This is a genomic window from Streptomyces sp. NPDC050988 (assembly GCF_044456225.1).
Classification (GTDB): Bacteria; Actinomycetota; Actinomycetes; order Streptomycetales; family Streptomycetaceae; genus Streptomyces.
The window spans coordinates 12,094-33,199 of the sequence record NZ_JBITFQ010000028.1; the positions used below are offsets into that span (position 1 = coordinate 12,094).

Consider the following 21,106-nt stretch of genomic DNA (forward strand, 5'->3'; position numbering starts at 1 on the left):
ACGCTGTGTGATCGGCCCGGAATCGTGCGTGAACAGCTCGTGAACTGCGCCTGGGCGTACGCGGGTGGCGTCATTATGCTTCCGTGCCCTCCTGGACGGATACTGTCCGCTTCGCCTTCCAGCCGGTCGTCAACCTGACGACCGGAGGAGTCACGGCGCTGGAGATACTCGCCCGTCCGGAGTCCGGTGACATCCTCGCGCAGGCGCGCCGGGATCCCGAACTCGACGGCCGGCTGGCCGCGTTGGCGATGCGGGCGGCTGCCCGTCAGGAGACGCTGCTGCCGCTGCACGTCAACGTGTTCGCCGGGACCCTCGCCGACCTCGGAGGGCTCGCCGCGCTCCGTGACGAGGTGCGGGAGGCCGGGCGCATGCCGTGGGAGGTGACGGTCGACGTCGGCCCGCCTTTCACCCACGTACCGCATCAGGCGCTCGTCGAAGCGGTGACGGTGCTGCGGGACGAGGGCTTCCGGATCTGCGCGGACGGCATCGGCGACGGTGACGTACCCCTGCGGGTGCTCGCGGATCTGGCGCCCGACCTGGTGAAGCTGGACGCGTCGCTGCTGTCCAGGCCGGCGATGGTGCGGGCGATGCGCACGCTGTGCGAGCAGCTCGGGGCGCTGCTGTCCGTCGAGGGCGTGGAGACCGAGTCGCAGTGCGCGGCGGCGGTGTCCGCGGGCGCGCAGTTGGCACAGGGCGAGTTGTTCGCGCCTCCGGCTCGGCGGCCCGCGGCGGATGTGTACGTTCCGGCCCTCTCCCCCGTTGCCGCGGCGACGCCGCCCTACGGACCGCCCGTACGACAGTTCGTACGGCCTGCCGCACTGCTGCCCGCCGGGGCGTCCGCGGGGCAGGTGCGGGCGCTGCTGACCGGGTCGCCGGACATCTCCGGGGTGGTACTCGTGGACGCCGCCGGGGTGCCGGTACGGTCGGTGCACCGCTCGCGGTTCCTGCTGTCGCTGTCGGGGCGCTACGGGCACGCGCTGTACGCCGACCGGCCCGCTGCCAGGCTGGGCGATCCGCCGCGCACGGTCGGGGTCGACGCGACCGCGTGGGAGGTTCTCGACGTGGTGGCGGACGGGGCACCGGACCGTACGTCGGACGATGTCACGGTCGTCGACCGGCTCGGGCGGTGCGTGGGTGTCGTACGGCTGGCGGATCTCGTACGTGCCCTGGCTGAGAGCCGTGTCGAGGAGGCCGCCGGGCTCAATCCGCTGACGCGGCTGCCCGGTTCGGACGCGATCACCGGCGAGGTGGACCGGTGGATCGCCGACGGGCGGGTGTTCGCGCTGAGCTGGCTGGACGTCGACGGCTTCAAGCGGGTCAACGACGGTGCGGGGTTCGCGGCGGGCGACGAGCTGATCCGGGCGGTGGGACGGGCGCTGCAGGCCGCCGCGTCCGGGGCCACACGCGTGGGGCACATCGGCGGTGACGACTTCCTGGTCCTGGCGGATCCGGAGTGGCTCGATCCGCTGGCCACGTCGGTGCTCGACACACCCTGGTCGGCGGGCGGGCTCGCCGTCACGCTGTCCCTCGCCACCGTGCTGTGCGCCCCTGGCAGCGTCACCGACCACCGCGAGGCCGCCTCGTGTCTGGCGCCCCTCAAGCAGGCCGCGAAGTCCCTTCGGGGGGCCAGCTGGGTGATCGGCCGCGCCGGCCTGCCGGGGCACGAGATCCGACGGGGGTCGGGGGCCGCACCGGCGCATGCCGAGAGTTGGGCGGGCGGGCCCGGGCGGGGGTGAGTGGCTCTCGGCTGCGGGCCGACCGAGCGGCGGCGAGGGGTAGGGGTGCCGCGGTGGTGCGTCGGCCGGGCTCAGGGTGCGGCCGCGCCGGGGTGACCGGCCGGCTCGCGGGCGGCTGGGGGCTCCCGGGCGGCTGTTGGACTGCCGGGCGGCTGAGGGTTGCGGTCGGCTGAGGGTTGCGGTCGGCTGAGGCCGCAGGTCGGCTGAGGACTGCGGTCAGCTGTGAACTGCCGGTCGGCTGTTGGCCCCCGGCGACCGACGGCTGCGGTCAGCTGTGGACTGCGGTCAGTTTGTGGGCTGCCGGGCGGCTGAGGGCCGGCGGGACAGTACCGGCTCGCCCCGCGATGCCGTGAAGGCCACGCAACTGGCCCGGCCGATTCGGGTGACCTCCCGGGCCGCCTTCTCCGCCCCGAGTCACCGGCATACATGCCCTCCACCGCGGTGCACGCACGCCGAAGGCCGCGCTCCCCTGACCGGCCGAACGCCGACAAGCCCCGCCCGCTCCCGCCGCGGAACCCGTCGCCGCACGCTCTCCACCGCCGCATACACATCCCGAAAAGCGGCCGCCCCGTCGAGCCGGCTGCCCGGGCCCGAACCGTTGTCGCCCGCGACCTTGACGCTCTCACAGCACCGGTGAACACTTCCGGTGTCAGTCGGCATCGTCGCATTCCGGCGTATTCAGGCACTGCGCCGCGCGGGCCCTCGCCTGCGCCAACGGGTCATGCCCCCACGGGCGATTCGACTACGACGGCACGCTCGTCACGGACGCCGGGCGGGGCGCGGGATCTCCCTGTCCTCGGCTGAAGTAGCCATGGGAACGCACCCTGCACGGTGGACCGGGGCGGATCGCCCCGGGCCTGGGCCTAGGAGCCGCCATGAGCAACGGAGACATATTCGTCGGTGAGGTCATCGGCACAGCGATTCTGATCCTCTTCGGCGCCGGAGTGGTCGCCGCGGTCGTACTCAACTACTCCAAGGCGAAGGACGCCGGCTGGGTCGTCATCGCGTTCGGCTGGGGCTTCGGCGTACTGGCCGGGGCCTACACCGCGGCGCCGCTGTCCGGCGGGCACCTCAACCCGGCGGTGACCGTCGGCATCGCGATCGACACCGGGGACTGGGACAAGGTCCACATCTACATCGCCGGACAGATGGTCGGCGCCTTCCTGGGCGCCGTGCTGTGCTGGCTGGTCTACTACGCCCAGTTCCAGGCCAACGCCGACGAGGAGATAGCGCAGCCCACGCTCGGGATCTTCTCCACCGGCCCCGCGATCCGCAATCCCGTGGCCAACCTCATCACCGAGATCATCGCGACCATCGGTCTGGTGCTGCCGATCCTGGCGTTCGGCCTCACCAAGGGGCTCGGCGAGTCCGGCACCGCGATCCTGATCGTGTCGTTCCTGGTGGTCGGCATCGGTCTGTCGCTCGGTGGTCCGACGGGGTACGCCATCAACCCGGCCCGTGACCTGGGCCCGCGCATCGCCCACGCCATCCTGCCGATCCCCAACAAGGGGACCTCGGACTGGAGCTACTCGTGGATCCCGGTGGTGGGGCCGCTGATCGGCGGAGTGCTTGCCGGGCTCATCTTCAAAGCAGCCTTCTGAGGCAGCCGTCCGAAGAATCCGACGAAGGGGACGTCATGACGGACAAGTTCGTCGCCGCAATCGACCAGGGCACCACGTCCAGCCGCTGCATCGTCTTCAACCAGGACGGCGCCATCGTCGCCGTCGACCAGCGCGAGCACCGCCAGATCTTCCCCAAGCCGGGCTGGGTGGAGCACGACGCCACCGAGATCTGGTCGAAGGTGCAGGCCGTGGTCGCGGGCGCGCTCGCGAAGGCGGGGCTCCGCGCCGACCAGCTCAGCGCGCTGGGGATCACCAACCAGCGCGAGACGACGGTCCTGTGGGACCGCGCCACGGGCAAGCCCGTGCACAACGCGATCGTCTGGCAGGACACCCGTACCTCCGCGCTCTGCAACGAACTCGGCGGCTCGGACGGGCAGGACCGTTTCCGTGAGCAGACCGGACTGCCCCTGGCCAGCTACTTCTCCGGGCCCAAGGCGGCCTGGCTGCTCGACAACGTGCCGGGGCTGCGGGCCCGCGCCGAACGCGGCGAGATCGCCTTCGGCACGATCGACTCCTGGCTGATCTGGAACCTCACCGGCGGCACCGACGGCGGAAAGCACGTCACCGACGTGACCAACGCCGGCCGCACCATGCTGATGAACCTCGAAACACTCCAGTGGGACCAGTCCATCCTCTCCGCGATGAACGTCCCCGAGGCGGTCCTCCCGGAGATCAAGTCCTCGTCCGAGGTGTACGGGACCGCCGTGGGCCAACTCGCGGGCGTCCCGGTGGCGTCGGCGCTGGGCGACCAGCAGGCGGCGGTGTTCGGACAGGCCTGCTACGACGTGGGCACGGCAAAGAACACGTACGGAACGGGCAGCTTCCTGCTGCTCAACACCGGGAACCGGCCCGTGCCCTCGAAGAACGGGCTGCTGACCACGATGGGGTACAAGATCGGCACGGAGGCGCCGGTCTACTGCCTCGAAGGGTCCATCGCGATCACCGGGGCGCTGGTGCAGTGGTTCCGCGACCAGCTCGGCATCATCCGTAGCGCCGACGAGATCGAGACCCTCGCCGCGAGCGTCGACGACAACGGCGGCGCGTACATCGTGCCCGCGTTCTCGGGCCTGTTCGCGCCCTACTGGCGCTCGGACGCGCGCGGTGTCGTCACCGGGCTGACCAGGTACGTCACGAAGGGGCACCTCGCGCGGGCCGTCCTGGAAGCCACGAGCTGGCAGACACGTGAGGTCGTGGACGCGATGTTCCAGGACTCCGGGGTGCAGATCACCACCCTGAAGGTGGACGGCGGCATGACCAAGAACAATCTGCTGATGCAGCACCAGGCGGATGTGCTCGGGGTGCCTGTGATCCGCCCGAAGGTCTCCGAGACGACCTGCCTGGGAGCGGCGTACGCGGCCGGTCTGGCGACCGGGGTGTGGAACGACCTCGACGAGCTGAAGACGCACTGGCAGAAGGACGTCGAGTGGACGCCCGGCATGGAGGCGTCCGTCCGCGACCGCGAGTACCACAACTGGCGCAAGGCGGTGGAGAAGAGCTTCGGCTGGCACGAGGACGGCGAGGGCTGACCCGGCCCTTTTTCGAGGCCCACGCGCGCGTGGGCCTCGATGTCCACGCGCGCGTGCGGCCCATCGGCAGTGCCTGAGGACTGCGGCCCGTACCCCTGTCGGCGGGGGTACGGGTCGTACTCGTGCTCGTGCCGGATCGGCTGCTCGTACCGCTACCGGCTGCCCGGCCCGGTCGGGGCCGCCGGCCGGTGTCTCAGGTATTGACGGTCTGGCGGTTCGCCGCGGCGTACGCCATCGCGTGCTGGACGACCTCGATGAGGACCTCCTTGACCGACTCCCGGCCGCGCGCGTCGCACAGGACGACGGGGACTCCGGGGTCCAGGTCGAGAGCCTGGCGGACGTCATCGATGGGGTAACGGGCCGCGCCCTCGAAGCAGTTGACGCCCACCACGAACGGTATGGACCGGCGCTCGAAGTAGTCGACGGCGGCGAAGCAGTCCTCCAGGCGGCGCGTGTCGGCGAGGACGACAGCGCCCAGGGCGCCGGTGGCGAGTTCGTCCCACAGGAACCAGAAGCGGTTCTGACCGGGCGTCCCGAAGAGGTACAGCACCAGGTCCTCGCGGAGCGTGATGCGGCCGAAGTCCATGGCGACCGTGGTGGTGTGCTTGCCCTCCACACCGCTGGTGTCGTCGACGGGACGTCCCGCCTCGGTCAGCAACTCCTCGGTGCGCAGCGGCTTGATCTCGCTGACGGCGCCGACCATGGTCGTCTTGCCCACGCCGAAGCCGCCCGCCACGAGGATCTTGAGCGTGACGGGCTCGACGGGGGCCTTGCCGCGCTCAGTGCGCCCGAAGATCATCGTTCTCTTCTCCTGCTTCAGTGGTGTCGCGTGCTTCGGTGGAGCTTGCATCGGTGGAGCCTGCTCGGGTGGTGGAGCCTGGTTCAGCGGTGGAGCCTGCTTCGGTGGTGCCGGGCGGTGGCGGCCCGTATCCGCCGCCTCCAGGTGTTTCGATGACCAGCACGTCGCCGGGTCCGACCTCGGCCGCGTCGCTCCCGGCGAGTTCGGTGACCGTGCCGTCCGCGCGCTCGACGCGGTTGGCGCCCAGCGTCCCGGGTTCGCCGCCCGCCATACCGTAGGGCGGGACCCTGCGGTGCTGGGAGAGCGTGGAGACGGTCATCGGCTCGTGGAACCGGATGCGGCGTACGGCACCGTCACCGCCCCGCCACCGTCCGGCCCCGCCGCTGCCGCGTCGTACGGCGAACTCGTCGAGCTGGACCGGCAGTCGCCACTCCAGGACCTCGGGGTCCGTGAGTCGTGAGTTGGTCATGTGGGTCTGTACGACGGGCGCGCCGGGGAAGCCGTCGCCCGCACCGGACCCGGAGGCCACGGTCTCGTAGTACTGGTACCGCTCGTTGCCGAAGGTGACGTTGTTCATGGTGCCGGAGCCCTCGGCCTGCACCCGGAGAGCACCGTACAGGGCGCCGGTGATCGCCTGTGACGTCTCCACATTTCCCGCCACTACGGCGGCAGGTGGCCGCGGGGCGAGCATCGAGCCGGGCGGTACGACGATGTCGAGGGGCCGCAGACAGCCGTCGTTGAGCGGGATGTCGTCGGCGACCAGGGTGCGGAAGACATACAGGACGGCCGCGTTGACCACCGCGAACGGTGCGTTGAAGTTGGTGGCGAGCTGCGGGGACGTACCCGTGAAGTCGACCTTCGCGGAGCGTTTTTCGCGGTCTACGGAGACGTGGACCCGGATCACGGCACCGGAGTCGGTCTCGTAGGCGAACTCTCCGTCTTCAAGGGTGTCGATGACGCGGCGGACCGCCTCTTCGGCGTTGTCCTGGACGTGCTTCATGTACGCCTGGACGACGTCGAGCCCGAAGTGCTCGATCATACGGGCGACTTCGTCGACGCCCTTCTGGTTGGCGGCGATCTGGGCGCGCAGGTCGGCGAGGTTGGTCGTCGGGTTGCGCGAGGGGTGGGGCGCCTCGGTGAGGAGGTTTCGGGTCTCGGACTCCCTGAGGCGGCCGCCCTCCACGAGCAGCCAGTTGTCGAAGAGGATGCCCTCCTCCTCGATGGTGGCGCTGTTGGCGGGCATGGACCCGGGCGCGATGCCGCCGATCTCCGCGTGGTGGCCGCGCGAGGCGACGTAGAAGAGGATGCGCCCGCCGTCGGCGCCGCCGTCTGTACCGTCGCCTTCCGTATCGTCGCCGCCCTCCGTGCCGTCACCCTCCGTGTCGAAGACCGGAGTGATCACCGTGACGTCGGGGAGGTGGGTGCCGCCGTGGTACGGGTCGTTGACCGCGTACGTGTCACCGGGGCGCATGCTGTCGCCGCGGCGGCGGATGACCTCCTTGACGCTGGTGCCCATCGAGCCCAAGTGCACTGGGATATGGGGGGCGTTGGCGACCAGGTTGCCGTCGGGGTCGAAGAGCGCGCAGGAGAAGTCGAGGCGCTCCTTGATGTTGACGGACTGGGCGGTGGACTCCAGGCGGGCGCCCATCTGTTCGGCGATGGCCATGAAGAGGTTGTTGAAGACTTCGAGGAGAACAGGGTCGACTTCCGTGCCGAGATCGGAACTCTCCGTGACCGCCACGCGTTCCATGACCAGATGCCCGTCGTCGGTCATGGCCGCCTGCCAGCCGTCGTCGACGACGGTCGTCGAGCTGGCCTCGGTGATGATCGCGGGGCCCGTGACGGTGTCGCCCGGGGGCAGTTCCTCGCGGCGGCGCAGGGGTACGTCGCGCCAGGTGCCGCCGGTGTGGAGGCTGACCGTCTCCGGGGTGCCGGGCGCGGAGTTCGGGGTGGCGAGGGCGGAGAGATCGGGGGGTTCGGTGAGACCGGTGGCTTCCACGGAGAGGGCTTCGACGACGACCGGACGGTCGAGGGTGAAGGAGTAGGTGGCGCGATGGCGGTCTTCGAAGGTGCGGGTCATGGCGTCGGGCTCGGTCAGCTCGACGGTGAGTGCCGTGTCCGTGCCGTCATAGCGCAGCTGGGCCCGGCGGGTGACCCGGATGCGGTCCTCGGGGACGTCCTCGGCGAGGAGTTCGGCGCGGGCCGCGCCCTCCAGGCCGTCGGCGGTCTTGAGGATGCCCGGCATCGCGGAGGCTTCCAGGGGCGCCTCGACGGACTGTTCGCGCATGGCCGTGGTGTCGGCGAGCCCGATGCCGAGCGCCGAGAGCACCCCGGCCATGGGCGGCACGAGGACCGTGCGGATGCCGAGCGAGTCGGCGACCATGCACGCGTGCTGGCCGCCCGCACCGCCGAAGGTGGTCAGCGCGTAGCGGGTGACGTCGTGGCCCTTCTGGACCGAGATGCGCTTCACGGCGTTGGCGATGTTGGCCACGGCGATCTGCAGATAGCCCTCGGCGACCTGCTCGGGGGTGCGGTCGTCGCCGGTCCGTTCGCGGATCTCGTCGGCGAGGACGGTGAAGCGGTCCCGGACGAGGGCGTCGTCGAGCGACTGGTCGCCGTCCGGGCCGAACACCCTGGGGAAATGGGCGGGTTGGATCCGGCCGAGGGCCACGTTGGCGTCGGTGACGGTGAGCGGCCCACCCCCGCGATAGCAGGCGGGGCCAGGGGCCGCTCCCGCCGAGTCCGGCCCTACGCGGTAGCGGGAGCCGTCGAAGTGGAGGACGGATCCGCCGCCCGCGGCGACGGTGTGGATGTCCAGCATGGGCGCGCGGAGCCGAACACCGGCGATCTGGGTGGTGAAGACACGTTCGTACTCGCCCGCGAAGTGCGAGACGTCCGTGGACGTGCCGCCCATGTCGAACCCGATGACGCGGTCGAAACCGGCCAGCTGGGACATCCGTGCCATGCCGACGATGCCGCCGGCCGGCCCGGAGAGGATGGCGTCCTTGCCGCGGAACTGTCCGGCTTCGGCGAGGCCGCCATTGGACTGCATGAACATCAGCCGTACGCCGCGGAGTTCGTCGGCGACGTGCTGGACGTAGCGGCGCAGGACGGGCGACAGATAGGCGTCGACGACGGCCGTGTCACCGCGCGGGACGAGTTTCATCAGGGGGCTGACCTCGCTGGAGAGCGAGATCTGCGGGAAGCCGGTGCGGGAGGCCAGCTCGCCGACGGCCTGTTCGTGGGCGGGGTGGAGGTGGCTGTGCATGCAGACGACGGCGACGGCGCGGATTCCGGCGTCGTACGCCTCCTGGAGGGGCCCGGCGAGGGCGTCGAGGTCGGGTGCGCGCAGGACGGTGCCGTCGGCGGCGATGCGTTCGTCGACCTCGATGACGCGTTCGTGGAGCAGTTCGGGGAGTTCGATCTCGCGGGCGAAGATCCGTGGGCGGTTCTGATAGGCGATCCGCAGCACGTCGCGGAAGCCGCGGGTGACGACGAGGAGGGTGCGTTCGCCCTTGCGCTCCAGGAGGGCGTTGGTGGCGACGGTGGTGCCCATACGAACGGATTCCACCGGTAGGCCGTTCTGGTGACCGGGGTCCTGCTCGGCCGCCCGTCCTGTGGGGACGTCACCGGCTTCGGTGAGGAGTTCGCGGATGCCTGCCACGGCCGCGTCGGCGTACCGGGACGGGTTGTCCGAGAGGAGTTTGCGGGTGAGCAGCCGCCCGTCGGGGCGCTGGGCGACGACATCGGTGAAGGTGCCACCGCGGTCGACCCAGAACTGCCAGCCCTTCACGTCCGTCTCCCCGATGTCGCGCTGCTCCGAACCCTGAGCCGGAGGTGCCTTTCGACGATCGGTCAGATCATATCGGGGTCCGGCACCTCGGCGTTCGATCCGGAGCGGGGGGCGCTTCTCGGCGCAGGCACCATGGCCGACCTTGCTCCCGGCCTCTTGGTTATTCACATAGCGCGACAGCTGCACGAATGATGAGAAGCTGGACCGAACTCAGGCCGGTACCGTCAGGAGCCAAGGAAATGCGTACACCCAAGCCCCCTCACGCAGACGACAGCACCGTCGGCACCACCGGCACCGCCGACGGCACGGACGGTACGGACGGCACGGACAGCACCGCCTCACGCCTCGCCGAGTCCGGCGGATCGTCCGGCAAGGTCCAGTCCCTGGAGCGGGCGATCACCCTGCTGGAGGCGACGGCGGACAGCGCGCCGGACGGCGACACGGCGACGAACCTCGCGAGCCGCTGCGGGCTCAACCGGGCCACGGCCTGGCGGCTGCTGTCCACCATGGAGCAGTACGGGCTGGTCGAGCGCGATCCGCTGACCAGCCGTTACACCGTGGGCTTCGCGGTCGCCCGGTTGGCCTCGGCCGCCGGGTTCGACGGGCTCATCCGGCGCTCCCACGGCATCCTGCGCCAGGTCAGCGAGCAGACGGGCGAGACGGCCAACCTCGCGGTGGTGCAGCAGCTCGGGCTGACGTACGTCGACGAGGTGACTCCCCCGGTGGTCCTCAGTGCCAAGTGGCTAGGGCGGCAGGCGCCACTGCACGCCACCTCGACCGGCAAGGCGCTGCTGGCCTGGTTGCCGGCGGAAGAGGTGGACGCGCTGCTGGCCGAGCCCCTGACCGCGTACACCGACACGACGGTCGCCGACCGGGGGCGGCTGCGCGCGGAGCTGGCCGAGACGCGGGAGCGCGGATACAGCGTGTGCGCGGGCGAGATGGAGCGGAATCTGTACGGGGTGTCCGCGCCCGTTCTCGGCGCCCGTGACCGGCCGTTCGCCGTGCTCAGCATCTGGGGACCGCAGGACCGGGTGCCCGAGTCACGCTTCCCGGCGCTGGGTGTGCTGGCGTGCGGTGCGGCCGAGGAGGTGGCTCGGGCGGCGCGGGCGTTGTGACACCTCCGGGCGAGCTGCCGGCTCCGGGGGTGGGCAGGCACCGCTGGTGGGCCGGTGTCGGCCGCGGGACCCGTACCGACGGCGGCGCGGCGCCCGTGCCGGTGCCGCGGTCGGGCGCCCTTGACGGACGGCGGCCACAGACGGCATGTTCGTTATGTGCGACGCACGAACGCAATGCGAGCAACTACTCCACCTAAAACCCACCCCCGCGCAGCGGAGGCCTCCGTATGACCATGAACCAGGACGTCATCATCACGTGCGCCCTCACCGGTGCCGGCGACACCGTGCGGAAGAGCCCGCACGTCCCCGTGACCCCCGAGCAGATAGCCCGCTCCGCCGTCGAGGCCGCGGATGCCGGAGCGGCCGCCGTCCACATCCACGTGCGCGATCCGGAGACGGGGGCGCCCTCCCGTGACCCGCGGCTGTACCGGGAGGTCGTCGAGCGCATCAGGGAGACCGGCACGGACGTTGTCGTCAACCTGACCGCGGGCATGGGCGGCGACCTGGTCATCGACCCGGAGGAGCCGTTGCGGCATCTGCCCGGCACCGACCTCGTGGGCGGACTCGACCGGTTGCCGCACGTCGAGGACCTGCTGCCCGACATCTGCACCCTGGACTGCGGCTCCCTCAACTTCGGCGACGGCTCGAACCTCTACGTCTCCACCCCGGACATGCTCCGTACGGGGGCGAGGCGCATCCAGGAGCTGGGCGTACGGCCCGAGTTGGAGATCTTCGACACGGGGCACCTCTGGTTCGCCAAGCAGTTGCGCACGGAGGGGCTGCTGGACGATCCGACCGTCTTCCAGCTGTGCATGGGCATCCCGTGGGGCGCGCCCGCCGATCCGGGCGTACTGCAGTCGATGGTGAACATGCTGCCGGAGGGCGCCCAGTGGGCCAGCTTCGCCCTCGGGCGGATGCAGATGCCGTGGGTCGCCCAGTCGGTGCTGCTCGGCGGACACGTACGGGTCGGTCTGGAGGACAACCTCTACCTGGGCAAGGGCGTCAAGGCGACCAACGCGCAGCTGGTCGAGCGGGCGGTGACGATCGTCGAGGCGATGGGGGCGCGCGTCGCGACGCCGGACGAGGCCCGGCTGAAACTCGGCCTCAAGCCACGTGGCTGACCCGCGCTCGGCCTCAGGCCACGTGGCTGACCCGCGGAGCGCGGAGCGCGCCGACCGCGCGCCCCATCGGGGCCTCGCGCCCCACCCAGGCCGCGCGCCCCGCAAACCACCGGCCAACAGCCGCCGCCCCGACACGCCGTCCCGCCACGCCGAGCCCTCAAGGAGCCCTTGGTGCCCCACACTTCAGACTCCCCCGACACCGCACGGACCTCCGTGCCCCGGCCCGCCCCCCAGGACGTACGCACGGTGGCCTGCGTCGGTGCCGGGGTCATCGGCGGCGGCTGGGTCGCCCACTTCCTGGCCCGCGGGTACGTCGTCAGGGCGTGGGACCCGGCGCCCGACGCCGGGGCACGGCTGCGCCGTCTCGTGGACGCCGCGTGGCCCGCGCTGGAGCAGCTGGGCCTCGCCCCGGGCGCCTCCCCGGCCCGTCTGACAGTCACCGACACGCTCGAAGAGGCGGTGTCGGAGGCCCAGTTCGTGCAGGAGAGCGCCCCGGAGCAACTGGACCTCAAGCGCGAGCTGCTGGCGAAACTGGACGCGGCGACGCCCGCCGGGATCGTCATCGCCTCGTCCACGTCCGGCTATCCGATGACGGACATGCAGACGGAGGCCGTCACCCCGGGCCGGCTGGTCGTCGGCCACCCCTTCAATCCGCCGTACCTCATCCCGCTCGTCGAAGTCGTCGGCGGCGAGCGCACGGACACGGCGGCGGTCGAGTGGGCCTCCCGCTTCTACGAGGTGGCGGGCAAGTCCGTGATCACCATGGAGCGCGAGGTCCCCGGCTTCATCGCCAACCGTCTCCAGGAGGCGCTGTGGCGGGAGGCCCTGCACATGGTCGCCAACGGCGAGGCGACGGTGCGTGAGATAGACCGGTCCATCACCGAGGGCCCCGGTCTGCGCTGGGCGTTCATGGGCCCGATGCTCACCTTCGCGCTGGCCGGCGGGGAGGGCGGCATGGCGCACATGCTGGACCACTTCGGCCCGTCCCTGAAGTCCCCGTGGACCCGGCTGGAGGCCCCTGAGCTGGACCGGGCCCTCTACGACGCCGTGGTCGCCGGCTGCGAGGACACCTCCGACGGACGGACCGTCGCGGACCTCGTCGCGGAGCGCGACCAAGGGGTCATAGACGTGCTGCGCGCCACCGGCCGGCTGCCCGGGACCGGCGCGCGATGACGCCCCTGCCCCTCTTCCGCGAGACCGTGCGCCCCGAGTGGATCGACTACAACGGGCACTTGAGCGAGGCGTTCTACGTTCTCGTCTTCGGCCACGCCACCGACGCGATGATGGACGCGACGGGGATGGACGCCATGTACCGCGCGGACAGCGGCTGTTCGCTCTACACGGTCGAGTCGCACATCCGCTATCTGCGGGACGTACCCGAGGGGGCCCACCTGGGTGTCCGCACCCGGATTCTCGGGGCGGGCGGCAGGAAGGCGCACTTCACTCACGAGATGTACGTCCTGGACGCGGCGGACGCTGCACCTGACGCGGACGCCGCACCTGACGCGAACGCCGCCGTGGTCGCCACGTCGGAAATGCTCGCCCTGCATGTGGACCAGAAGGCCGGACGGGCCACCCCGTTCCCGGCGGGCGTCCGCGACCGGCTCGCCCCGCTGGTGGAGACGGCGCCCGCGTGGGCTGGGCGTGCCATCGCCCCGGTCGTCTGACGTCACCGGGGTCGCCAGGGTCGCCTGACGCGGAGGCCCGGATCGGCCGGGCCCCCGTGTCTCGTCACAGGGCCCGTAGGCCGCTGATCACATCGCGGAGAATGCTTTCGTCCGGCAGTTCGGCGGGTGGCACCGGACGTGTCACATGGACCAGCTCCTCGTCCACGAGGTCGCCGATGAGGACGCGTACCACTCCAACGGGCAGGTCGAGTTCGGCGGAGAGTTCGGCGACCGACTGGGGGGCGTCACGGCAGAGCCCGACGATGTCCACGTGCTCCGGAGACAGCGAATGGTCCGCCTCCGGGTCCTCGGCGTGCAGCTCGGTCACGACCACCGCGATCAGGTCGAGGCGGTGCTGGGCCGCGCTGGTGGTGCGGCCGCGTGTCATGGCATACGGACGGACCACCGGTCCGGCCTCGTCGTCGAACCAGTGGGACATCCCCTGACTGTCTCCGCTCATGCCATCCCACTACCCGCCCGAGGGCAATTCGGTGCGCGGAGCGGCGGCCAGATGTGCGCCGACCCTCTTGACCAGCAGTGTCATCTCGTACGCGACCTGTCCGACATCGGAGTCGGAGTCGGAGAGGACCGCGAGGCAGCTGCCGTCGCCCGCCGCCGTGACGAACAGGAAGGCCTCGTCCAGCTCGACGATGGTCTGGCGGACGCTGCCCGCCTCGAAGTGCCGTCCGACGCCCTTGGCGAGGCTGTGGAACCCGGAGGCGACGGCCGCCAGATGTTCGCTGTCCTCCCTCGTCAGGTCGGTGGAGACCCCCGTGGGGAGGCCGTCCCCGGAGAGCACGAGTGCTTTGCGGATGCTGGCGACACGCGCCACCAAGTCGTCGAGGAGCCAGTTCAGTTCCCCCGTCGACGTGCTGGTCGTGGTGTGGCCGGCGGCCTTCGGTGCGGTCATCGACCGTCTCCCTTAGTCGTTCCTGGTGCTGTGCCGTCCTGGGCCTCGTCGCCCTCGGCGTTCTCCTCACGGCCGCGTCGCCAGCCGCGCTGGAGCGAGGCCATACGGTTGCGTACTTCGTCCGCGTCGCGCTCCGTGGGGTCCGCCCCGCGGACCGCGTCGTGCGCGGCCCGCCGGTCGGGACCCTCCTTGAGCTGTGGGGCCAGATTGGCCTGCCGTACACGGCGGGGCAACGCGCCGGTGCCGCCTCCGGCAGCCGCGCCGGGGCGCGTTCCGCCGCCGGCCGGAGTACCGGGATGGGTGCCGCCGGACTCGGCGCCGCGACGCGAGGCGCGCTGGGGAAGGGCCGGGGCGTCTGCGTCCCGTCGGCCTTCGACGGCCTCAGGTCCGCGTGTGAGCGCCTCGCCGGGGCCCACCGGGCCGCTGGGGCCGCCGCCGCGTCCGAGGGCCTGACGGCGCTCCACAGCGCCGTCCGCCGATTCGGCGGCTCCGGGCCAGTCGTCCGCGGGTCCCCGGCGGGACGGTCCTCGCCTGACGCTCCTCGACCGCTTCGGCAGGTCCTCCAACACGCCGGGCCGCTCGGACGACTCCCGGGTCGCCTGGGGCGGTTCCGTCACCTCGTCGGCGTCCGCGCGGTCCGTCGCCTCGTCGCGCCGTGTCTTGGTCTGGGTCACGGGGCGCCCATGGGAGCTGACGAGCTTGGGAGCCCGGCGGCGCGGGAGCTGTACGGGCGCGCCGGACGGCTCATCGGCGTCGCCTTCGGCGTGCGACGGCTCGCGCGGATCCTGCCGTACCTGCTGCTGGTCCCCCGGTACCCCGGCGATGGAGCGGCGCGGGCGGAAGATGCCGCCGCGTTCGCCGTCCTGGTCTTCGAGAGGGTCCGGGAAGTCGCCGAGGGCGTCCAGACCGACGGGCGCCTCCAGTTCGACGGGTCCGTCCAGCATCGAGGCGGTCCGGCCGGGCAGCGTGACCGGCACCTGGGACAGGGCCGCCGTACGGCCCTCGTCGCCGTCCTTCTTCGAAGGGAGCGCTCGGTCGAGCCGGAAGCCCATGCCGTTGGTGTCGGGCACGTCGTCCGAGAGGAGCGCGTCCGGGACGAAGACCACCGCGGTGGTGCCGCCGTACGGGGACGGCTGCAGCGAGACGCGGACGTTCTGCCGCTGGGCGAGCCGGCTGACCACGAAGAGACCGAGCCGGTCGGTGTCCGAGAGTTCGAACTCGGGGGTCTCGGCGAGCCGCAGGTTGGCGTCGAGGAGCGCCTCCGCGGCCATGCCGAGGCCGCGGTCGTGGATCTCCAGGGTGAAGCCGTTGGCGACGCGCTCGCCGAGCACCTGGACGGCCGTGTGCGGCGGCGAGAACACCGTGGCGTTCTCCAGGAGTTCGGCCACCAGGTGGGTGACGTCGGCGACCGCGGACCCGGTGACGGCCATCCGCGGCAGCCGCCGTACCTCGATGCGCTCGTAGTCCTCGACCTCGGCGACGGCGGCGCGTACGACGTCCATCAGCTGGACGGGTTTGCGCCACTGCCGGGACGGGGCGGCGCCGGAGAGGATCACCAGGCCCTCGGCGTGCCGACGCATACGGGTCGTCAGGTGGTCGAGGCGGAACAGGTCGGCGAGTTCGTCGGTGTCGTCGGTCCTGCGCTCCATGGTGTCGAGCAGGGTGAGCTGCTTGTGCAGCAGGACCTGGCTGCGGCGGGCGAGGTTCACGAAGACCTCGGAGACACCGCTGCGCAGCTCGGACTGTTTGACGGCGGCCTCGACGGCGGCCCGCTGGAGGATGTTGAGGGCCTGGCTGACCTCGCCGATCTCGTTCTTCTCGTACTCCAGGCGCGGGACCTCGGTCTCCACGTCGACCTGTTCGCCCGCGGAGAGGCGGCGCATCACGCTGGGCAGCCGTACGCCGGCGGTCTCGTGGGCCTCCTGGCGGAGCCGGCGCAGGTCGCGGACGAGGCTGCGGCCGATGCGTACGGACATGAAGAGCGAGACCAGCAGCGCGGCCAGACCCAGCACTCCGGCGACGCCTGCCTTGACGATGACGCCGATCGCCACGGGGCGCACGCGGTCCTGGAAGCGGTCGCCCGCCTGGGTGTTGAGCTTGTCGAGCCCGTCGAGGACGTCGCCCGCGACGCCGTCCCAGCTCTTCGCGGTGACTCCGCGGGGCTCGCCGGGTGCGGAGGCGATGACGGACTGCTCGGCCACGCGCAGCGGTGCGGTGGCGGCGTTCTTCCAGTAGCGGTCGTAGCGTGCGCGCTCGGCGTTGGGCAGCAGCGGCAGGCCGACCTCGTACATCAGCGTGCGCTGGGCGACGAGGTCGGAGACGTCGCGGGCCTCCTCGCGGGTGACCCGGCCGACGACGAGGGCGGAGCCGAGGAGGGCGTCCTCACGGGCGAGCAGTTCACGGGCGCGCGACATGTTGACGAGGGCGCGGGCCTGCTTGTCCACGTCCACGTTGTCGAGGACCTGAAGGTTGGTCAGGAGGGTGTAACAGGGCTCCACCAGGCGGTTGTAGAGGTCGAGGGCCTGAAGGCGGGTGACGGTGCCGTCCTCGACGCTCTGGCGCAGCGGACCGACGCCGTCGAAGGCGTCCAGGATCGCGGTGAGCCGCTCGGTGGTCTCCGCGCCCATCTCGTCCCGCAGATCGCCGTCCTTGGCGTTCCTGCGGATCTTCGACACGACCTCGTCGGTGGCGGTCCGGGTGCGCCGCAGATCGGCGAGCGCCTCGGAGGCCCTGGGGTCGGCGAGATAGACGAGCGTCTGGCGGCGCTCGTCCTGTAGGACGCTGATGACGTCCTCGGTCGGATAGCCGATCTCCTGGACGATGAACGTCGTGTCGAACAGCTGGTTGACCTCGCGCCCCGTGAGTACGGTGGCGAAGCCCCAGATCCCGGTCAGGGAAACCAGCGGCACGAGCAACAGCGCCACGATCTTCCGGCGGATGGACTTCCCGCGAAAGCGCATGGCCTCCCCCAGCTCGGCCCCCGGCGACCGGGGGCACACATGTGCGTCAACAAACGGCGTGAGCCTACTACCGACACAGTGGTATCTCGAAGGCCTGTCCGGACCGACTCGTTCCGGGACCGTAACAGGACATCGGCAGTTGTCCGGTCATTGCGGGAGATTGCCTCCCCGATTCCGACACGGGACACCGGACGCCATCCGGTCCGCATAGTGGGCCAGTTGGCCGGAATTTTACGGTCGGCGGGAATCTTCGGCTTACGTCGATCGTCTGTCTGTACGGAAGTTGGAGGCGGAAACGGCAGCAGGTGCCGCATGCCGCGCCCAGGCAGCGTAAAACAGCGCAAGCCGGGCAGCCAATGGGGAGCCGGGGTTCTCGTGACTCCGGAGCAGGCGGTTGTCGGGCGGTTGGGGAGTGACGAGTTGATGGGCACGGCGGAGCGGCACGGGACAGCGGGGACGGGCGTCGCGGAAGCCACGGAGGCGCGGCGGGGTCCACAGGCACCGGATCACGACATTCCGGCCGACATCCCGGTGAGGGCGGCCGAGAGGAGGTCCCTGACAGGGGCCGAGACGGAGACCCGGGCGGAAGCCGTCATGAGCGCCGAGGCGGAAGCCGCCATGAAGGCCGGGGCGGAAGCCGCCATGGAGGCCGAGGCGGAGGCCGAAGAGCAGGGGTACTACCGGCAGTTGTGGGTCGAGGAGCCCGCGACCAGGCGCAGGCTGCCCGATCCCGTGCGGGCGTCCGCGGTGCGGGCCGTCATCATCATCGCCGTCACGCTGATCCAGGCGATGGTCGCCTTCCTGTGCACGCTGGCCGGTTCCTGGCTCGCGTTCCCCATGGTGCTGAGCAGCGTGGCGAGCACGGTCGTGGCCACCTGGGGCGCCCTGGACGTCTGGGTGACGCGCCAGGTGTGGAACCAGCGCAACGGCGTGGTGTCGGTGCCCAGCAGCACGGCTCGTGCCCTGCGGCGCGAGCGGCGCAGGGCACGGCGCCAGGAGCGCGCGTCGGAGCGGGCCAAGGAGCGGATACGCCGACAGGGCGGCGGCGCGGGCCAGTTGTCGCACTCCTAGGGTCGGCGCCCCTCTCCCACCAGGACACGGCGGCAGCCCTCCCTCGCTAGGAGACGGCCGCCTCCGCCACCGTCACCCCGCGCCCGAGTTCGCGCCGGGCGCGCATGAACGGCCGTGGCCGGTCCACGGAGAGCACCGCGGTCGTCCGGCCGTCCCGCTCGTACAGGGCGAGAAAGCCTCCCGCGTCGGGTGCGTCGTCGCTGACGCCGCCCTCCGTGATCCGGACGGTGTCGGTGTCGAGCCGCCGTCCGGCGAACTGGATCCGCGCTCCGTACTGGTCGGACCAGAAGTAGGGCAGTGGGCGCACGGTCTCCGCCGTGTGTCCCGCGAGGAGGTTGCGCACGGCGACCCGGGGCTGTTCGGTGGCGCTGGTCCAGTGTTCGGCGCGGGTGCCGCCGACACGGGCGACGTCACCGACGGCGACCACCTGCGGCAGACCGGTCACGCAGCCGTCGTCGCACAGCACTCCGTCGTGCAGTGCGAGGGTCGAGCCCGCCAGCCAGTCGGTGTTCGGGGTGGCTCCGATGCCGACGATCACGATGTCGGCGGGGAGCAGCCGGCCGTCGGCGAGTTCCACGCCGGTGACCGCGACCGTGCCGCGCAGCCCGGCGACGCCGGTGCCCGTGACCAGGCCGACGCCGCCGCGCCGGTGCAGTCCGGCACACACCGCGGCCATCTCCGGGCCGAGTTGGGGCACCAGAGGCAGGGGCGCGGCCTCGACGACGGTGACGTCGTGGCCGAGTCCCGCGCAGGAGGAGGCCGTCTCGGCGCCGATGAAGCCGCCGCCGATGACCACGACACGCCGGGTGCCCGCGGCCAGTTCGGCACGCAGCGCACGCGCGTCGTCGAGGGTGCGCAGGGTGTGGACTCCGGCGAGTTCGCAGCCGGGGAGCCTGCGGGCCGAGGCTCCGGTGGCGATGACCACGCCGTCGGTGGAGACGGTGCGGCCGTCGTCCAGGAGGACGGTCCGGCCGCGCACGTCCAGGCCGCGGGCGCGGACGCCGAGCAGCCACTCGGCGTCGAGTTCGGTGGTCTCCTCGTCGTCGGAGAGAGCGAGTTGGTCCTCGCCGGACCGGCCGGTGAGGAAGTCCTTGGACAACGGGGGGCGGTCGTAGGGGCGGTGCGGTTCGTCCCCCACGACCACCAGTCGCCCGTCGAACCCCTGGGCACGCAGTTCCCGGGCCGCGTACAGCCCGGACAGCGAGGCCCCGACGACGGTCACGGTCCTCATGCCGCCGTGCCCTCCCCTTCGGCCGGCACTTCGGTCGCCACGTGGACGTGGACCATGCCGTCGTCGACGGTGACGCGGTGGGTGCGGACGGCCCGGCGTGCGGGAAGGCACGTCGGCCGGCCGGTGCGGAGATCGAATGACGCGGCGTGGAGCGGGCATTCGACCAGACAACCCTCCAGCCAGCCCTCGGAGAGGGACGCATCCTGGTGGGTGCAGGTGTCATCGATGGCGTACAGCTCGCCGTCGGCGTTGAACACGGCGATGGGCGGTGTGGTGTCGATACGGACGGATTCGCCCGCGGGGAGGTCATCAAGGCGGCAGACGGGAATCACGGGCCCCCCTCTCGGTCCAGGACCCATGGTCCTGGGCCTCTCAGGTCCGGTCTGGTCCGAGACCTTCCCGGTCACGGACTCTTCGGTAACATGATGTTTCGTATGGCGCATGAGGGAGCGCTATGCGCAACAGAATCCGCGCGGGATGCCCGTCACGTCAAGGGCTTCCGGCAGATGCGGCTCAATCCGGGCCGCCAGGTGGTGAGAGTTGAGTTATGACCCGCACGCAGAAGCAGGCTGACAGCACAGAGGAGACACCCGGGAAGCAGAGCAGGGGCGCGGGGAGCGCCGTCCAGTCCGTGGACCGCGCCGTGAGTGTGCTGGAGATCCTCGCCCGGCTCGGCGAGGCGGGCGTCACCGAGATCGCCGACGAGCTGGAGGTGCACAAGTCCACCGCCTTCCGGCTCCTCGGAGTGCTGGAGAACAGGGGACTGGTCGCCCAGGCCAAGGATCGCGGGAAGTACTACCTGGGCGCCGGCGTACTACGCCTGGCGGGGGCGGCGGCAGTGCGCCTGGACATCTCCCAGGAGGGCGTGCCCGTCTGCCGCGAACTCGCGGACGAGGTGGGCGAGACCGTCAACATCGCGGTCCTGGACGACAACGCGGCGGTCAACATCATGCAGGCCCGCGGCGCCGCGTCCGTGACCGCGCAGAACTGGCTGGGCAGACGCACCCCGCTGCACGCCACGTCCAGCGGAAAGGTGCTGCTGGGGCATCTGCCGCCAACCCTGCGGGAAGGACTGCTGGCCAGACCGCTCCCGCGTTTCACCGAGCGCACGATCACCGGTACGGCCGCGCTGCGCGGCGAGCTGGAGGCCGTGGTGGATCAGGGGTACGCGTTCGCCCTGGAGGAGCTGGAGCTGGGGCTGGCCGCGACCGCCGCCCCGGTGCGCGCCCACGACGGGAAGGTGATCGGCGCGATCAGCGTCTCGGGTCCGGTGTACCGGCTGGATTCGGACCACCTGCCCGATCTCGCCAAGCGCACGGTGGCTGCCGCCGCCGACCTGTCGCGCCGGATGGGATACGGCTTCTGACGGAAGCGGGACCGGACGCGAACCGGAGCCGGAGACCGGTCGCCTGACGAACACGGCACGAAGCGGGGGGGGGGGGGCCCCCCGGCCCCCCCCCCCCGGGGGGGGGTAGAATTTATTGGGCCCCGTGCGTGTTGGAACGGTTTAAACCCCCCCAGGTTAGGGCCCCTGGGGGGGGTGAGAGTAATTTTG

The 21,106-nt window shown here is 71.3% G+C and carries 16 protein-coding genes; 9 read left to right on the forward strand and 7 right to left on the reverse strand.

Going from position 1 to position 21,106, the window contains the following annotated elements; translation table 11 throughout:
- Nucleotides 1–83 precede the first annotated feature (83 nt).
- The 3 genes from ACIBEI_RS38250 to glpK all read left to right on the forward strand — a co-directional run bounded on the left by ACIBEI_RS38250 (nucleotide 84) and on the right by glpK (nucleotide 4,884).
- The gene (locus tag ACIBEI_RS38250) at nucleotides 84–1,736 is read left to right on the forward strand and encodes an EAL domain-containing protein (RefSeq protein ID WP_398895132.1); all 1,653 of its coding nucleotides are present in this window, start codon (nucleotides 84–86) and stop codon (nucleotides 1,734–1,736) included.
- Nucleotides 1,737–2,611: 875 nt separating this feature from the next.
- Nucleotides 2,612–3,337, forward strand: a complete 726-nt coding sequence (locus ACIBEI_RS38255) for an MIP/aquaporin family protein (protein WP_055613366.1) — start codon at nucleotides 2,612–2,614, stop codon at nucleotides 3,335–3,337.
- Between the two features lie 35 nt (nucleotides 3,338–3,372).
- Entirely contained in the window at nucleotides 3,373–4,884 is a 1,512-nt protein-coding gene (gene glpK, locus ACIBEI_RS38260; protein ID WP_398895133.1) for a glycerol kinase GlpK, read from the forward strand.
- Between the two features lie 193 nt (nucleotides 4,885–5,077).
- Here glpK and ACIBEI_RS38265 read toward each other — a convergent pair whose 3' ends face one another.
- The gene (locus ACIBEI_RS38265; RefSeq protein WP_398895134.1) at nucleotides 5,078–5,683 is read right to left on the reverse strand and encodes a GTP-binding protein; all 606 of its coding nucleotides are present in this window, start codon (nucleotides 5,681–5,683) and stop codon (nucleotides 5,078–5,080) included.
- The gene (locus tag ACIBEI_RS38270) at nucleotides 5,664–9,476 is read right to left on the reverse strand and encodes a hydantoinase B/oxoprolinase family protein (protein WP_398895135.1); all 3,813 of its coding nucleotides are present in this window, start codon (nucleotides 9,474–9,476) and stop codon (nucleotides 5,664–5,666) included. The genes ACIBEI_RS38265 and ACIBEI_RS38270 overlap by 20 nt, the downstream gene beginning before the upstream one ends.
- A gap of 239 nt (nucleotides 9,477–9,715) precedes the next feature.
- On the opposite strand from ACIBEI_RS38270, the gene ACIBEI_RS38275 reads away from it, so the two are divergent.
- The 4 genes from ACIBEI_RS38275 to ACIBEI_RS38290 all read left to right on the forward strand — a co-directional run bounded on the left by ACIBEI_RS38275 (nucleotide 9,716) and on the right by ACIBEI_RS38290 (nucleotide 13,379).
- On the forward strand, nucleotides 9,716–10,591 hold the full coding sequence (locus ACIBEI_RS38275) for an IclR family transcriptional regulator (protein ID WP_398895136.1): 876 nt from the start codon (nucleotides 9,716–9,718) through the stop codon (nucleotides 10,589–10,591).
- 227 nt (nucleotides 10,592–10,818) lie between these two features.
- A complete protein-coding gene (locus tag ACIBEI_RS38280; protein ID WP_200399610.1) occupies nucleotides 10,819–11,712 on the forward strand; it encodes a 3-keto-5-aminohexanoate cleavage protein in 894 nt (297 codons plus the stop codon).
- 171 nt (nucleotides 11,713–11,883) lie between these two features.
- A complete protein-coding gene (locus ACIBEI_RS38285) occupies nucleotides 11,884–12,885 on the forward strand; it encodes a 3-hydroxyacyl-CoA dehydrogenase NAD-binding domain-containing protein (protein ID WP_398895137.1) in 1,002 nt (333 codons plus the stop codon).
- Entirely contained in the window at nucleotides 12,882–13,379 is a 498-nt protein-coding gene (locus ACIBEI_RS38290; RefSeq protein ID WP_398895138.1) for a thioesterase family protein, read from the forward strand. The genes ACIBEI_RS38285 and ACIBEI_RS38290 overlap by 4 nt, the downstream gene beginning before the upstream one ends.
- A 64-nt stretch (nucleotides 13,380–13,443) precedes the next feature.
- Here ACIBEI_RS38290 and ACIBEI_RS38295 read toward each other — a convergent pair whose 3' ends face one another.
- From ACIBEI_RS38295 to ACIBEI_RS38305, 3 genes are read right to left on the reverse strand one after another with little or no spacing between them, the layout of a single operon-like run.
- The gene (locus ACIBEI_RS38295) at nucleotides 13,444–13,839 is read right to left on the reverse strand and encodes a DUF742 domain-containing protein (protein WP_398895139.1); all 396 of its coding nucleotides are present in this window, start codon (nucleotides 13,837–13,839) and stop codon (nucleotides 13,444–13,446) included.
- 9 nt (nucleotides 13,840–13,848) lie between these two features.
- Nucleotides 13,849–14,289, reverse strand: a complete 441-nt coding sequence (locus ACIBEI_RS38300) for a roadblock/LC7 domain-containing protein (protein WP_189839795.1) — start codon at nucleotides 14,287–14,289, stop codon at nucleotides 13,849–13,851.
- Nucleotides 14,286–17,249: a nitrate- and nitrite sensing domain-containing protein gene (locus ACIBEI_RS38305; protein ID WP_398895140.1), complete on the reverse strand. Its 2,964-nt coding sequence runs from the start codon at nucleotides 17,247–17,249 to the stop codon at nucleotides 14,286–14,288. The genes ACIBEI_RS38300 and ACIBEI_RS38305 overlap by 4 nt, the downstream gene beginning before the upstream one ends.
- Nucleotides 17,250–17,654: 405 nt before the next feature.
- Here ACIBEI_RS38305 and ACIBEI_RS38310 point away from each other — a divergent pair, with 405 nt between their 5' ends.
- The gene (locus ACIBEI_RS38310; RefSeq protein WP_398895251.1) at nucleotides 17,655–18,320 is read left to right on the forward strand and encodes a hypothetical protein; all 666 of its coding nucleotides are present in this window, start codon (nucleotides 17,655–17,657) and stop codon (nucleotides 18,318–18,320) included.
- Between the two features lie 46 nt (nucleotides 18,321–18,366).
- On the opposite strand, the gene ACIBEI_RS38315 is transcribed toward ACIBEI_RS38310, so the two are convergent.
- Together ACIBEI_RS38315 and ACIBEI_RS38320 are read right to left on the reverse strand one after the other, a co-directional pair.
- Nucleotides 18,367–19,551: an NAD(P)/FAD-dependent oxidoreductase gene (locus ACIBEI_RS38315; RefSeq protein ID WP_398895141.1), complete on the reverse strand. Its 1,185-nt coding sequence runs from the start codon at nucleotides 19,549–19,551 to the stop codon at nucleotides 18,367–18,369.
- Nucleotides 19,548–19,883 (reverse strand): bifunctional 3-phenylpropionate/cinnamic acid dioxygenase ferredoxin subunit, encoded by a 336-nt coding sequence (locus ACIBEI_RS38320; RefSeq protein ID WP_398895142.1) that lies wholly within the window; start codon nucleotides 19,881–19,883, stop codon nucleotides 19,548–19,550. Before ACIBEI_RS38320 ends, ACIBEI_RS38315 begins: the two co-directional genes overlap by 4 nt.
- 215 nt (nucleotides 19,884–20,098) lie before the next feature.
- Between ACIBEI_RS38320 and ACIBEI_RS38325 the strand changes: the two genes are divergently transcribed.
- Nucleotides 20,099–20,917, forward strand: coding sequence for an IclR family transcriptional regulator (locus ACIBEI_RS38325; RefSeq protein ID WP_398895144.1), 819 nt, complete (start codon nucleotides 20,099–20,101; stop codon nucleotides 20,915–20,917).
- The last annotated feature ends 189 nt before the right edge of the window (nucleotides 20,918–21,106 follow it).

Excerpts from the sequence above, each read along its gene's own strand:
- ACIBEI_RS38265 (WP_398895134.1), bottom strand. The coding sequence starts at position 5,683 with ATGATCTTCGGGCGCACTGAGCGCGGCAAGGCCCCCGTCGAGCCCGTC.
- glpK (WP_398895133.1), top strand. The coding sequence starts at position 3,373 with ATGACGGACAAGTTCGTCGCCGCAATCGACCAGGGCACCACGTCCAGC.
- ACIBEI_RS38290 (WP_398895138.1), top strand. The coding sequence starts at position 12,882 with ATGACGCCCCTGCCCCTCTTCCGCGAGACCGTGCGCCCCGAGTGGATC.
- ACIBEI_RS38275 (WP_398895136.1), top strand. The coding sequence starts at position 9,716 with ATGCGTACACCCAAGCCCCCTCACGCAGACGACAGCACCGTCGGCACC.
- ACIBEI_RS38300 (WP_189839795.1), bottom strand. The coding sequence starts at position 14,289 with ATGACCGCACCGAAGGCCGCCGGCCACACCACGACCAGCACGTCGACG.
- ACIBEI_RS38305 (WP_398895140.1), bottom strand. The coding sequence starts at position 17,249 with ATGCGCTTTCGCGGGAAGTCCATCCGCCGGAAGATCGTGGCGCTGTTG.
- ACIBEI_RS38325 (WP_398895144.1), top strand. The coding sequence starts at position 20,099 with ATGACCCGCACGCAGAAGCAGGCTGACAGCACAGAGGAGACACCCGGG.
- ACIBEI_RS38255 (WP_055613366.1), top strand. The coding sequence starts at position 2,612 with ATGAGCAACGGAGACATATTCGTCGGTGAGGTCATCGGCACAGCGATT.
- ACIBEI_RS38295 (WP_398895139.1), bottom strand. The coding sequence starts at position 13,839 with ATGAGCGGAGACAGTCAGGGGATGTCCCACTGGTTCGACGACGAGGCC.
- ACIBEI_RS38315 (WP_398895141.1), bottom strand. The coding sequence starts at position 19,551 with ATGAGGACCGTGACCGTCGTCGGGGCCTCGCTGTCCGGGCTGTACGCG.
- ACIBEI_RS38280 (WP_200399610.1), top strand. The coding sequence starts at position 10,819 with ATGACCATGAACCAGGACGTCATCATCACGTGCGCCCTCACCGGTGCC.